Raw genomic sequence first — 12559 nt, forward strand, 5'->3', positions numbered from 1 at the left:
CATCCACCGGGACGACATTCCATTAAAAACGGCGGATCGGTCAAGAGTTCCGGCGCATCGCTCATTAACCGGCCCGACCAGCAAGTCTAGCTTAGCATTGAAACCGCTGATCCGGCAGCCGGAAGCTCACGGCCGGCCGGGGTCGGTGATGCGTTCACTCTCTCTATTCAAGAAGGAAACCAATTATGATCGTCGATCAGCAGGGCCACGCGCTTTCCGGCGCAACATTCGAAGCCGCGGGACTGTACGATCGAGCTGCTGCGGCCTTCAACCTCTACCGTGGTGACCCCATCGGAATGCTGGACCAAGCCATCAAGGCGGCCCCGGAATTCGCGATGGCGCAAATCCTGAAGGTGCACCTGTTCGGGCTCGCGACCGAGCCGGGGGCGACGAAGGATGCGAAAGCAATCGTCGCCAAGGTTAAGTCATTGCGGCTTTCGGAGCGGGAGGCGTCTCATGTCGCCGCGCTTGACCTGCTGCTGGAAGGACACTGGACCGCCGCCGCCGAGGCCCTCGACCTGCACAATGCGAACTATCCGCACGACCTCGTCGCGCTTCAGTCGGGCCACCTGATGGATTTCTACCGCGCCAACGCCCGGGACCTGCGCGACAGGATCGCGCGAGTGCTGCCGAAATGGTCCGCGGATATGCCGGGCTATTCGATCCTGCTCGGGATGCATTCATTCGGGCTGGAGGAAACCGGCGACTATGGGCGAGCGGAAGAAGCTGGCCGCCATGCGGTCGACCTGCAGCCGCTCGACAGCTGGGCCCACCATGCCGTCGCCCATGTGATGGAGATGCAGGGCCGCGCTGAGGATGGCATCGGCTGGATGATCGCTCGCGAACCCCACTGGTCCGGCGACGACAATTTCTTCAAGGTTCACAACTGGTGGCATCGTTCGCTCTACCATCTAGATCTCGGGCAAGTCGACGAGGTCTTCGCGCTCTATGACGGTCCGATCCGCAGGGATCGGAGCACCGTCGCACTCGACATGGTCGACGCCTCGGCGCTTCTCTGGCGCCTGCATCTTTCAGGGCACGATGTCGGCGACCGCTGGCAAGAATTGGCGGCGACCTGGGACAATCATGCCGACGGCCGCACATACCCCTTCAACGACTGGCACGCGGTGATGGCATATCTTGGCGCCGGCCGGAACAGCGAGGTCGAACGGATCCTCGCATCCTATCGAAACGGAACCGACGTCACCGATGTCGCCGAATGGGGGCAACGGACTGCTATGCCCCTTGTTGAAGGGTTCACGGCATTCTGGCACGGCGACTATAACACCGCGGCGCAACGCCTCTCTGGCGCACGCTTCATCGCCAACTCGTTCGGCGGCAGCCACGCGCAACGCGACATCATCGACTGGACGCTTGCTGAGGCCGCCGTGCGCGGAGGTCTGACAGGCTTGGCTCAAGCCCTCGCGAACGAGCGCCTTGCGCTGAAACCCCACAGCCCGGTGAATCGAAGCTTCCTGACCCGGGCCGGAGCGAATGCAGCGCCGGACCGGGAAGCAGCCTGAGCGAACCTGCGTTTCGTATCCGGTAGTCCGGCGGCGGAACGCAGGAATTTTGAAGTCTCGACACGGCCCCTCGGGGCTCCATCAACCGCGCCATTGGAGTTTCAATCATGAAACATCTAGCAATCGTCGTACGCGATGACGCCTACGATAAGATCCTCACGCCGCTGACCTTCGCCTACACCCAGGCCCGAAAGGGCGTGAAGGTCGACATGCTCTTCCTGCTTTGGGCAGTAAGGGCGCTGACCAGCAAAGGGGCGGCTGCCCTTTCGGTGGACGGCCGACACAAGTGCGAAACCGATTGGCTTCGCGGCCGGATGGCCGCGGACGGAGAGCCGACCGAGATCGAGGACTTTCTGAAGCTTCTTGCTGAGACCGGAAATGTCAACCTCTACGGCTGCCGCTATGCGGCGCAGACGTTCAAGGTCGAGCCCGCCGACCTCATAGCCGAAGCTGAGGGAATCGTGGATCCTGGTTGGTTTCTGACCGAAAAGGCCGTCAAGGCGGACCACTGTCAGTACTTTTGAGCGTTCGTCAGCCAGTTACCTTAAGACTTTCAAGGAGTTCCCGCCTGCACAACGTCCCTCGAGCTTTCGATCGACCAGATTGTCGAGGATATGCAAGCGTCCTTCTCGGCCACCACCGCGCAATGAGGCGCCGGGATACCTCCGGAGCTCAGCAATAAACGGACGGGACCGCATCTTGCGGTCCCTTTTCCTGCAACGACCGCTTAGGGGACGGAGACGCGACGTTCACGTTGCTGGCAATGAAGGTCAGGAGATGGCGCAACCGCGACGTCCAGCGTGGTCGCCGGCGATGTCTGCTTTCAGGCGGTGGCAAAGCTGACCTCAACGGCCGACATGGGCGCAAAGCCGCCACACGGTCAGCGTCTCACGAAGATCGCCTTTGGGTCAAAAGCTCCCAAATCCGGCGGCTGATATATGCTAACATTGTGGCTAATTAAACGGGGCGTAATGATCGCCGGCCAGAACGTCAGCTAAGCGCCAGAGGCGGCCATTGACGAGCAGATTTTCTACCATCGCCTTTCGGCACGAGAGCAGACCGCAGCTTCGGGCCGCGAATATTCAAGAGCGGACATTCAGGTTGCTGTGGGCATCGTCGTGACTTTGCCGTCCTTCATCAGCCCATTTCGCTGCCCGATAGCCGACGTTAACCGGAACCAACGTTCCTGACCCGTTCGAGACGTTTGACGCCATCGGTTTCAATGTCGCAGACGTAGGTGAATGCGGACTTTCGTTTACGAATTAACAGAGCATCGCAATCAGCGCATGCTGTCACCCAGTAGACAGCGCTCAAGCTTGAACGGGATCCGGGTGCCTTGGCCTAGATGTTTGATCCCAGGCTTTGATGGGGCATCCTTGTCCTCCGAATCAAAGGATGCGCTATGGGCCAGGTTCTGCATGGGAGCGCCACGACGACAGAGGCGATCCATCGAGCGATACAGCATAGTCAAGAGAGCCTGAGGACGCTGAAATACGTGGCGAGAAGATAGTAGACGACCGCCCGGTACTTGTTGCGCTTGGACCGGCCATATTGCTCGATCACGTCGGAAAGTCGCTTGTCGAGGTCCGGTCCGTCCTTCAAACCGAGTTTACCGATCAGAAAACGCTTCTTGATCGTCTCCAATTCGGATTTGTCAGAGGCAGATACTGTCGAAGCGTCTGCACTGTAGATCGACGGGCCGCAACCAATTGTTACCTTCTTCAGAAGGCTCATGTCCGGCGTGACACCGCACTTTTAAGTCTGTCGCGTATTTGGCGGCCAGTTCGTCTCGCCTGGTCATCTGATTCCCTCTCCGTTGTCCAAGTTTCATCGCCCGTTGCGAGCGGCCTTAACGTCATTTCGGCACGGTTCGCCCGGACCCGGCTGCGATTATTTGTCTATGCGGCATTGAGGGCGGCGGCGACCTGTTCCTTCTTCGGCAGGTTCCCGTTCGGCGTGAGCTTGTCGACAACGCCCGGCAAAGCAGTGGAAAGCTGCTTCAGCAGTTCTTCCTCGCTAACACCCGCCTTGGCCGCCAGTTCCTTGACGGTTTGGTCGCCGAGCGCCTTGCCCAGATCGTTGGGCTGAATGGGCTTGTTCTCACCGGTCCCGACCCAAGAATCCGCCTTGTCACCCTGCCCTGCAGTTTTCAGTTTCTCGAGCAGGCCATCAAGGCCGCCAAGAAGGCCGCCATCCTCGGAACCGGGAGTCTGAGTTTGCGGGTTGGCCGGATCTGACTGGTCACGTCGACCGCCTAGCATCTTGCTGACGAGAAGCGCGCCAAGCGCAATCATCAACGGCTTGCCGATTTTACCGCCAGGTACCGCGTCGTCGAAAAGTCCCATATGGGCCTCCTGCTGTTACAGTGCGCCCCCAGAAAGCATACTTGTTCCACGGCAGCCGTATTTCAAGGCTCGGGCGTCTGGTTGCAGCCTTGAGTTTCCCCCGACCCTGTGTGAGCATGATTTCGGGGCGGAAGGGGCATAGAAGGAAGCCTCTCATGTCGGTTATCGGATGGATTGTTCTCGGCTTAGTTGCCGGATTTATCGGCAGCAAGATCGTCAACAGCAGTGGCCAGGGCCTGCTGATGGACATCGTGCTTGGAGTTGTCGGAGCGGTTGTCGGCGGTCTGATTTTCAGCTTCTTCGGAGCATCGGGAATTACCGGGTTCAATATATGGAGCCTGATCGTCGCCGTTATCGGCTCGATCGTCGTGCTCTGGCTCTACCATCAGATGACCGGACGACGCACGTTGTAGCATCAGCATCGAGCGGCATGGCCCCTTGTCATGCCGCTAGACTAGAGCTTCCCGCTTTTCCGGGAAGCCTATCCAACGAGTTGCCCGCGACCGCAAGCAAATCAGATGGAGGGAGGCGCTATTGGATCACGCCGAGAGCACCGATACTCTTCGATCGTGTGTGGTGGGCGACGGCTATCCGCGTTTGCGACGGAAGTCGCGTTCAGGTCATGGAGCTTGAATTCAGCGTAGGGCGGGGTAACTTCCGTTTCGGAACTCGACATCCGTAGCAGCGACCGCAACCGTCCGGAATTGGCGCGATCGAGCCGGCCGGGGCATCGGCTCGGATTGTACGGCGATGGAGCGTTCTACGTCTCAATCGGGTGGTTCTGAGACCTTAACTCACCAGATCTCCGACGGCGCGTGTGTCCAGAAGCGGACAATCCGAACACGGAGGTTCGACTATTCTGGCTGCACCCGGGTCCAGAGGTCGTTGAAGGCAACGCTGTCGTAAAAAGCCGTCGCCTTGACGATCTTGCCGCCGCTCAGATCGAGAAACCAGGCATAAGTGTTGATATAGGGCTTGCCGTCCTTCGCCGTACCGGCCGCGTCGAAGTGGACGATAACCGTGCTCCCGTCCGCGTGGATTTCGCGGATCACCGGCTTCAGCCCGACGCTCATCCTGGCGACGAAGGGCTGAATGACCTCGCCGATGAAGGCGGCGCGGCTGGGATAGGTCTTCGACGCGAGCGAATTGCCGGCGATCGTCCAGATCGCATCTTCGGCGAGCAGATCATAAGGGCTGCCGGTTCCCGCCGCCCATGCATCGAACGAACGCTGGACGATCGCCTTGTTGTTCGCCTCGTCGGCAGAATTCTGCGCCTGCGCCATTGGCACGAAGGCGGCCATGGCGAGGCCCGCCGTGGCAATCAATGTGCTGAAGCTTGTCATGTCATTTCCTTCCTTGACGAAAAAAGCCGGGGCGGATCGCGGACGCGCCGCAGTGCCGGCCCGGGCAGAAGATGGAGCGGCGGGGAGGCCCGCCGCCCGATAGGGTCAGACAGCGCGTTTCAGATCTGGTTTTCCCAGGCGGCGAGCTGGTGCTTCTTCAGCATGTCCTCGATCACCTTCGGCACCACGTTGCGGAACTTGCCGTTGTCGGCGGGCACGATCTCGATCATGCGGTCGATCATCTCCTTCGGATCCATCTTGCCCTCTGGCGTGGCGAAGAAGTCGTCGAAACCTTTGCGCAGATCGGCGCGCTTGGTGAAGTTCTTGGCGTCATCCAGCCAGCGGAACGGATTGTCGGCCATCGTTTCGTTGTAACCCGTGTAGTAGGCGCCCGGGTTGATCGTCTGGATCTTGATGCCGTAAGGAGCGAGCTCCTGCTGCAACGCTTCGGCGATCGATTCCAGCGCATGCTTGGTCGAGACGTAGGTGCCCCAGTTGGCCGGCGTGAACAGGCCGCCCATGGACGAGGTGAACACGACCTTGCCCTTCTTGCCTTCACGCACCCACTTCTGGACGACGCCCTGGGTAAGCACCAGCGGCAGGAAGACGTTGATCTCGAAGTTGCGGCGGACGAGATCGACCGGGATTTCCCAGACGGGGCCCGCTTCACCCATGCCGGCATTGTTCCAGAGCACATCGATGTCCCACGACTGGGCCTGGGCGATGTCATAGGGGTCGGTGAGGTCGAGGCGTTCGACACGAAGGTTCTTGAGACCGAGCTTCTCGGCCTCCTCGCGCAGAGGCATGACCTGCGGCGAGACCTGCACGGTAGCGATGACGTTGTGGCCGTTCCTGGCGATGCCTATGGCGGCGGCCTTGCCGAAACCGGAGCCTGCGCCGGTGACGAGAATGGTCTTGGGCATGAGTTTTCCTTTCTTGGGAGTTATGTCGAATTGTTGCGGCTAGTAGCTGAGCGCAGCCACAGCGGCTTCGGCGACTTCGCGATCCTGCGCGACGGCGCCGCCCGAGACGCCGACGGCGCCGAGAAGCGAGCCGTCCGGCGCGAATAGAGGTATTCCGCCGGCGAAAACGACGAGGCCGCCATTGGTCTGCTCGAGACCCGGCGATGTACCGCCCGGTTTGCAGAATTCGCCAATCGCTTCAGTCGCCATTCCGAAAAGCGCGGCGGTCTTCGCCTTGCCAATAGCAATGTCGATCGAGCCGAGCAGGGCGCCGTCCATCCTGCTGAAGGCTTTCAGGTGAGCGGCGGCGTCCAGCACCGATATGTTGATCGGTACGCCAATTTCAGTGGCACGGTTTTCGCCGGCCGCGATAACGGTTTGCGCATGAAGAGACGTGAGCGCCAAGAGGATTCTCCTTACGGTTGGGTTTCGATCAAAAGGTTCTGCAGGACAGACGTATTGCGTTAGCGCACGCGATATGCGGCGCCGGTCAACGTCCGTCACGTCCTTCGGAACTTCGAGAAAGCGTATAGCCTTTTGCGTTTTAGGCAATTGACTCGATTGCATAACTTCATGCGCAAAGGTTATGGTTGACGCAGCGGGCTGGCGCCTGCGAATATTTCTGGCAGCATAGGTCCGCATGAATTTCCGACAGGCCGAAACTTTTGTGACTGTGCTCAACACCGGCTCGCTGTCGAGGGCAGCCGAGATTCTTGGTGTTTCGCAGCCGGCAATAAGCCGCGGAATATCGGAATTTGAGCGCTCGGTTGGGTTCCCGCTATTTGCCCGCGTCCGCAACCGGCTGGTCCCAACCCCAGAAGCTCGATTGCTCTATCGAGATGTCGACACAGTCTTCCGCAGTCTTGATGCTGCCCGCGCTTCAGCGAGCAGAATCCGCGATCGAGGAACTGGCGAAGTTCGCTTCGCTTCTCTTTCCGCCGCCAGCTACACAATCGGCGCGAAGGCAGTCAGAATCTTTCGAGAGAAGCACCCAGATATCAGATTGACGTTCCATGTTATGCATTCACGCGATGTGCGTGATCTCGTTGCTTCTGGCGAATTCGACGTGGGTCTCACTGCTGATCTGGTCGACACTACTGGTGTTGTCAGCCAGAGTTTTGTCAATCGGGACGCACTTTGCGTTCTCCCTGCCGGACACCCCCTTGCGAAGAAGAAAACGATCACACCGACCGATCTGCACGAGGAGCCGTTTATCGCGTACCTTCCGGAGGACCACTTCAGAAAGCGCATCGATGCTGCATTCCACGCAGCAGGGGCTGAGCCTAAGATTGTAATCGAAACACCTCACGCGCCTGCCGCAATCGCGCTTGTCGCGCAAGGAGTTGGGATCACGCTCGCTAGCGCTCACGCCGCTGCTCTGTTCCATCCCTCACAGGTGGTGGTCAAGCCGTTTAGGCCTAGCATTAAGGTCGTTGTTTTGTTGCTGCTACCCGCCGACCGACCGAAGTCTCTGCTTGTCCGGGACTTCGTTCACTCGTTGATGCTGGCCCGCTAAAGAAAAAGCGCTAACGGGCGGCAACCCTAGCGTAGCGAGCAGGCGAGCCCGGCAACAACGTCGGCGTATGACGTGCCCAATTGGCAGCTTTGGGGTCAAGGATTGCCGTATGGCTGCTCAGAAGGAAGGGCAGAGAGGGGTCGCATCAAGTCGTTGCGCGAAAGGCAGGTTTGGGGAAACGCAATGAAGGTCGGCGAATGGCGCCGCCTGCGCGTTCCGATCGGCGACACCGAAGGCAGAAAACCACCCTTACCCGACATCCGGCATTCTTCGAGTGAACGACCAATCTCGTGCCACAACCTCGATGGACTTAGAGCGGGTGGTTTTAGCCGCATTTCTGCGACGCCTGGAGAAAAGCGATCCTGATCGGTCAAAACCTTGCCCCATCGGCCGTGAGTGCGTGCTCTCGCGTGCCAGAGACGATGATCTCGAGGACCTCATGCTCGTCGGTGTTTTTGATGTAGCGATCGCCGACGTTCTCGCCGCGTTTCAGCACCATCACGCGGTCGCCCACAGCGAAGATGTCAATGAGGCGGTGGGAGATGATGATCTGGGCAACGCCCTGCTTTTTCAGTTCCAGCATGGTCTCGAGCAGCCGCTCGGTCGCCATCACCGAGAGATTGGCGGTCGGCTCGTCGAGGATCACCACGCGCGGCTGAAAGGAGATAGCGCGGGCAATCGCCACAGATTGCTGGCGGCCGCCCGACAGGCTCTCGACCTTTTGATAGACGGAGTTCACGTCGACCTTGAGCCGCTTCAGCACACTGTCGGCTTCCGCGTACATTTTCCGCCGATTAACGAAAAGGCCCTTGCGCGGCCAACGGCCAAGAAAGATGTTCTGACCGACATCCATATTCCCGCAAAGAGCGAAATCCTGGTAGATCATCTCGATGCCGGCGTCGCGGCTTTCGTGCGGGCTCTTGAAGTGCACCGGCTGCCCGGCGACGAAGACCTCGCCGCCGGCGTCGCGCTGGTAGGCGCCGGTCAGGATCTTCATCAGCGTCGATTTGCCGGCCGAGTTGTCGCCGACGAGACCCAGGATCTCGCCGGGATAGAGCACGAGGTCGACGTTGCGGAGCGCCTGCACCGCACCGAAGGCTTTTTCGATGCCCCGCATTTCTACGATCGGTGCAGGCGTGGTCGGGTCACGCATGGGTGGTCTCCGCCGTTCTTGTGCGCCGCGCGAGGCGCGCCCGCAGGCGGCCGAAGATGTTGGCCTGGCGCACCCAGATGTCAATCAGCACCGCCACGATCAGGATGCCGCCGATGAAGACGTTGATCCAGTGCTGGGGCATGGTGAAGCCCTGGACGTTGAGCTGCAGCAGCGCCCGGATCAGGGTGATCACCGCCGCCCCGGCGAGCGCCCCGATCACGGTGCCGTAGCCGCCGAAGATCGAACCGCCGCCGATGATCACCGAGGCGATGGCGTCGAGCTCGCGGAACTGGCCGGCCACCGGGTTGAAGCTGCGGAAGTAGGCGACGTTGATGATCCCGGCCATTGTCGCGCAGAGCGCCGCCAGCATAAGCGCGAAGAACCGCACCCGGTTGGTGTTGATCCCGGCATAAGCGGCGGCGCGAATGTTGCCGCCGGTCGCATAGACCTTCTGCCCGAGCGGCATGTAGGCGAGCACGACGCCGGCAATGAGGGCGACCAACAGCATCCAGATGGTCTGGACGCTCACCACCTCGGCGATCGAGCGCAGCAGCCCGTCCGGCAGCGAGATGCGGTAGTGCAGCAGGATGTCGTTCACCTTGCGGCCAAGCAGGTTGTAGCCCTCGGGCCAGCCGGTGAGCTGCTGCCCGGCGACGAACCAGGCGGCGAGGCCGCGGGCGATGTAGAACATGCCGAGCGTGGCGATGAAGGCCGGCAGCTTGAAGCCGACGGTGACGATCGCGTTGACGAGGCCGGCGCACATGCCCGCGAGCAGGCCCATTGCCACGGCGGTCACGGGGTCGGCGCCAAGGACCTTGAGGAAATAGGCGGCGGTGCTGCCGGCGAGAGCAAGCACCGCCCCGACGGAGAGATCGATATCGCCGGCGGCGATGACGTAGGTGAGTCCGATGGTGATCAGCGCAAGCTCGGTGTAGTTGAGCAAGATCGCGAAGCTGTTGGACAGGTTCCACCAGTAGTCCGGCCGGAGCGCGAGGCCGGTCAGCCACAGGAGCGCGGTCAGGATGATGGCGAGCGCGTCGCGCCGGGCGAGGAACTTGCCGAACCCGGTGGCCGACAACGCCATGTCGGTCGCCATCGCGCCCTTGGTCTGCACCCCCTCGATCGCGATGCCGCCGATCTCGTAGGCCGGTGGCGGCGGCCGGTCGCGGAGCCAGGCCCAGAGGCGCCCTGCCACCTGGCGGCGGATGAGATAGGGCTCGATGAGCACCGCGACGACGAGCAGCAGCCCGAGGAACACCGGCACCGCGCCGACCGGTAGCGAGAAAACGGCATTGACCGTGATCTCCTCGTCGCCGATCTTGATGATGCGCGTGATCGGCCAGCCCTCGCGCAATACCTTGTCGAGCAGCACCACCAGCAGGGCGCCAAGGCAGGATCCGGCGACCCGGCCGCGGCCGCCGAGGATCGAGGCGCCGCCGATGATCACGGCGGCAATGACGGTCAGCTCACCGCTGACGCCGTAGAGGGGCGTCACGCCCTTGTCCTGGGCAGCTGACATCAAGCCGGCCAGCGCCGCGCAGAGCGAGGAGATCAGGAAGGCTCGGATGCGCACCCAGTTGGTCGGGATGCCGGCATAGGACGCCGCCTGCTCGTTGCCGCCGGTGGCGAAGGTCTCGTAGCCCCAGCGCGTCTTGGCAAGCACATAGGCGCCGATCACGGCGACAACGAGAAAGATCACGATCTGGTTGTTGAAGCCGAGGAGGTTGGTCTCGCCGAGGTGAAAAAAACCCGGATAACCGGTCGCCTTGGCAGGGTAGTAGATCGCCTGGCCGTGAGTGAGCGCCAGCACGAAGCCGCGGCCGATGAAGAGGACGGTCAGCGTGGCGATGAACGCCGGCACCTTCAGGATGGTGACAAGCACGCCGTTAATCAGCCCGATCAGCGTGCCGAGCAGCAGGCAGAGGATCGCCGACGCGACGACGCCGAGGTCAAGGAAGTTCGGCGCGAACAGCCTGGCAAAGACGACGGCGACTAGACCGTAAGTTGAACCGACCGAAAGATCGAGGTCCTTGTTGACGATGACGAAGGTCACTCCGACCGCGATGATGGCAACCCGCGAGGTGTCGCGGAGCAGCGAGTGAAACGCTCCTGTTGACCCGAAGAACGCGGGATTGACGAGAGCGCCGCCGAGATAGAGCAGCAAAAGCAAGGCAACGAGCCCCACCTCCCAGCCGCCGACAATCTGGGACGGCGCACGGCCGAGCGATGTGGTCGCGGTAAGCGCCATGGTCTCTTCTGGTCGATTTCCCTGCTGCGGCATTGCGGGAGAGCCTGCGCCCTCCCGCAATGATTTCAGACGTTCCGAGTGGACTCAGTTCTCGAAGCGCTTGCCGACGTCCTCGACGGTCTCCTTCGTCACCAGTTGGGCGCGTGTGTCGAGGTTGGCCGCCGCGATGCCGCGGTCGATCTCCAGATAGAGCTGCATGACCGGCCAGAAGCCCTGCAAGAAGGGCTGCTGCCCGAGCGCGCCGGTCAGATCGCCGCTCTTCATCGCATCCTGCTGGGCCGGGCCGAGGTCGAAACCGTAGGCGCAGATCTTGCCGGTCATTCCGGTCTGAGCGACGGCCTTGGCAAGCGCCGGCGTGAACACGTTGTTGCCGGCGAACGCGCCAACGACATCGCCGCGCGATTCGAACAGCGTCACGATGCCGTTCACCGGGTCGTTCGGATTGGTGTCTATACCGGTGTTCTCCGGACCCGCGTCGACCTTGAAGGCATCAAGCTTGCCGGCATCCTTCAAGCCCTTGACGATGGCGTTGAAAGCCGAAGTGACGCGATTGTTCACCTCGATGTTGCCCATTGCGGTCGACGACGGCAGGACGATCGAACCCTTCTCGATACCCTTGTCCGCGAGGCACTTGACGAGCGCCTCGCCGGCGATTGCGGCAGCGGAGGCGTCCTGGCCAGTGTGGCCGATGCCGCTGCGGTTGAGGATCGTGCCGTCAAAGGAATTGGTCGTAGCGACCGGTATGCCCTTCGCCTCGGCGGCCTTGACGATGTCGTTATAGGCGCCGACCTGGGGCGTTGTCATGATCAGCCCGTCGATCGTCGGATCCTGCACGATTTGGTTCAGGATTTCGATCTCGCGGGCAGGATCGTCGGTCGGCGATTCCGAGCCGAGCAGCAGGACCTTGGCGCCGATCAGGTTGCCGGCGACGGTCGCGCCGACGTAGACCGGATCGAAGAAGCCATTGCCGGCAGTGTGTGTCACGATAGCGAAAGTGAGGTGACCATCGGCCGAATGGAAGTCCTTGGTACCCGGGGCCTCCTTTGCGGCTTCTTCGAAGCTGTAGCCGCCGACCGCCTTATCGACGCCGCCCGATTGTGCGTAGGCGTTCGATACGCCGAGCGATAACGCCGCGGCACACGCCACGAGCGAGAAAATACGTTTCATGATTTTCCTCCCTTGCAACCAACGGTCGGAAGCCGTTCGGGCGCATTTATTCAGGGATTCCGAATGCTTCCTCCACCCGTATATTCTGCCCAAAGCCTGCCCACGTAAATAGTGCTCCCACTTTCGCCGATGAATTAGTTCAGAGCGGAAAGCCGGCGTCGCTTCACAAGAAGCGCACGTTCTGATTTTCTTGTAGGAGCCGCGGACCCTCGGCTTCCCAGTTTCCTTTCGCTTGCAGCCAGCCACGGTTAGTTGGTCGCGACGATCCTTTGCTTGCGGCACTGCCACCAGGGGCATTCCAG

Annotated in this window: 12 protein-coding genes; 4 read left to right on the forward strand and 8 right to left on the reverse strand. The window is 61.1% G+C overall.

Annotated features, from left to right (window positions below; genetic code table 11):
• The first annotated feature begins 185 nt into the window (after positions 1 to 185).
• Complete coding sequence (locus CIT26_RS22055; RefSeq protein WP_095494526.1) at positions 186 to 1523, forward strand: tetratricopeptide repeat protein; 1338 nt, start codon at positions 186 to 188, stop codon at positions 1521 to 1523.
• A gap of 107 nt (positions 1524 to 1630) precedes the next feature.
• Positions 1631 to 2047 carry a DsrE family protein gene (locus CIT26_RS22060; RefSeq protein ID WP_095494527.1) on the forward strand — a complete coding sequence of 139 codons (417 nt, stop codon included), beginning with the start codon at positions 1631 to 1633 and terminating at the stop codon, positions 2045 to 2047.
• Between the two features lie 943 nt (positions 2048 to 2990).
• Here CIT26_RS22060 and CIT26_RS22070 read toward each other — a convergent pair.
• Positions 2991 to 3257, reverse strand: coding sequence for a DUF2853 family protein (locus CIT26_RS22070; protein WP_206072798.1), 267 nt, complete (start codon positions 3255 to 3257; stop codon positions 2991 to 2993).
• A 164-nt stretch (positions 3258 to 3421) separates the two neighbouring features.
• Positions 3422 to 3868 carry a YidB family protein gene (locus CIT26_RS22075; protein WP_095494528.1) on the reverse strand — a complete coding sequence of 149 codons (447 nt, stop codon included), beginning with the start codon at positions 3866 to 3868 and terminating at the stop codon, positions 3422 to 3424.
• Positions 3869 to 4023: 155 nt separating this feature from the next.
• Here CIT26_RS22075 and CIT26_RS22080 point away from each other — a divergent pair, with 155 nt between their 5' ends.
• A complete protein-coding gene (locus CIT26_RS22080) occupies positions 4024 to 4281 on the forward strand; it encodes a GlsB/YeaQ/YmgE family stress response membrane protein (RefSeq protein WP_095494529.1) in 258 nt (85 codons plus the stop codon).
• A gap of 441 nt (positions 4282 to 4722) precedes the next feature.
• Here CIT26_RS22080 and CIT26_RS22085 read toward each other — a convergent pair whose 3' ends face one another.
• The 3 genes from CIT26_RS22085 to CIT26_RS22095 form a co-directional block, all read right to left on the reverse strand.
• On the reverse strand, positions 4723 to 5151 hold the full coding sequence (locus tag CIT26_RS22085) for a nuclear transport factor 2 family protein (RefSeq protein ID WP_425350373.1): 429 nt from the start codon (positions 5149 to 5151) through the stop codon (positions 4723 to 4725).
• 179 nt (positions 5152 to 5330) lie between these two features.
• Positions 5331 to 6134 carry an SDR family oxidoreductase gene (locus tag CIT26_RS22090; protein WP_095494531.1) on the reverse strand — a complete coding sequence of 268 codons (804 nt, stop codon included), beginning with the start codon at positions 6132 to 6134 and terminating at the stop codon, positions 5331 to 5333.
• A 39-nt stretch (positions 6135 to 6173) separates the two neighbouring features.
• Positions 6174 to 6578, reverse strand: coding sequence for a GlcG/HbpS family heme-binding protein (locus CIT26_RS22095; protein WP_245319519.1), 405 nt, complete (start codon positions 6576 to 6578; stop codon positions 6174 to 6176).
• Between the two features lie 235 nt (positions 6579 to 6813).
• Between CIT26_RS22095 and CIT26_RS22100 the strand changes: the two genes are divergently transcribed.
• Complete coding sequence (locus CIT26_RS22100; protein ID WP_095494532.1) at positions 6814 to 7689, forward strand: LysR substrate-binding domain-containing protein; 876 nt, start codon at positions 6814 to 6816, stop codon at positions 7687 to 7689.
• Between the two features lie 370 nt (positions 7690 to 8059).
• On the opposite strand, the gene CIT26_RS22105 is transcribed toward CIT26_RS22100, so the two are convergent.
• The 3 genes from CIT26_RS22105 to CIT26_RS22115 form a co-directional block, all read right to left on the reverse strand.
• The gene (locus CIT26_RS22105; protein WP_095494533.1) at positions 8060 to 8842 is read right to left on the reverse strand and encodes an ATP-binding cassette domain-containing protein; all 783 of its coding nucleotides are present in this window, start codon (positions 8840 to 8842) and stop codon (positions 8060 to 8062) included.
• Positions 8835 to 11090 carry an ABC transporter permease gene (locus tag CIT26_RS22110; RefSeq protein WP_095494534.1) on the reverse strand — a complete coding sequence of 752 codons (2256 nt, stop codon included), beginning with the start codon at positions 11088 to 11090 and terminating at the stop codon, positions 8835 to 8837. Before CIT26_RS22110 ends, CIT26_RS22105 begins: the two co-directional genes overlap by 8 nt.
• Before the next feature lie 84 nt (positions 11091 to 11174).
• Positions 11175 to 12257: a substrate-binding domain-containing protein gene (locus CIT26_RS22115; protein WP_095494535.1), complete on the reverse strand. Its 1083-nt coding sequence runs from the start codon at positions 12255 to 12257 to the stop codon at positions 11175 to 11177.
• Positions 12258 to 12559: the final 302 nt, after the last annotated feature.

Origin of the sequence: Mesorhizobium temperatum, assembly GCF_002284575.1 — a bacterium.
In the GTDB taxonomy this organism is placed as follows: Bacteria; Pseudomonadota; Alphaproteobacteria; order Rhizobiales; family Rhizobiaceae; genus Mesorhizobium; species Mesorhizobium temperatum.

What these genes read in the sequence shown, in the direction of transcription:
- CIT26_RS22105 (WP_095494533.1), bottom strand. Translation starts at nt 8,842, where the DNA reads ATGCGTGACCCGACCACGCCTGCACCGATCGTAGAAATGCGGGGCATC.
- CIT26_RS22075 (WP_095494528.1), bottom strand. Translation starts at nt 3,868, where the DNA reads ATGGGACTTTTCGACGACGCGGTACCTGGCGGTAAAATCGGCAAGCCG.
- CIT26_RS22100 (WP_095494532.1), top strand. Translation starts at nt 6,814, where the DNA reads ATGAATTTCCGACAGGCCGAAACTTTTGTGACTGTGCTCAACACCGGC.
- CIT26_RS22115 (WP_095494535.1), bottom strand. Translation starts at nt 12,257, where the DNA reads ATGAAACGTATTTTCTCGCTCGTGGCGTGTGCCGCGGCGTTATCGCTC.
- CIT26_RS22085 (WP_425350373.1), bottom strand. Translation starts at nt 5,151, where the DNA reads ATGGCGCAGGCGCAGAATTCTGCCGACGAGGCGAACAACAAGGCGATC.
- CIT26_RS22070 (WP_206072798.1), bottom strand. Translation starts at nt 3,257, where the DNA reads ATGAGCCTTCTGAAGAAGGTAACAATTGGTTGCGGCCCGTCGATCTAC.
- CIT26_RS22055 (WP_095494526.1), top strand. Translation starts at nt 186, where the DNA reads ATGATCGTCGATCAGCAGGGCCACGCGCTTTCCGGCGCAACATTCGAA.
- CIT26_RS22080 (WP_095494529.1), top strand. Translation starts at nt 4,024, where the DNA reads ATGTCGGTTATCGGATGGATTGTTCTCGGCTTAGTTGCCGGATTTATC.
- CIT26_RS22060 (WP_095494527.1), top strand. Translation starts at nt 1,631, where the DNA reads ATGAAACATCTAGCAATCGTCGTACGCGATGACGCCTACGATAAGATC.
- CIT26_RS22110 (WP_095494534.1), bottom strand. Translation starts at nt 11,090, where the DNA reads ATGGCGCTTACCGCGACCACATCGCTCGGCCGTGCGCCGTCCCAGATT.
- CIT26_RS22090 (WP_095494531.1), bottom strand. Translation starts at nt 6,134, where the DNA reads ATGCCCAAGACCATTCTCGTCACCGGCGCAGGCTCCGGTTTCGGCAAG.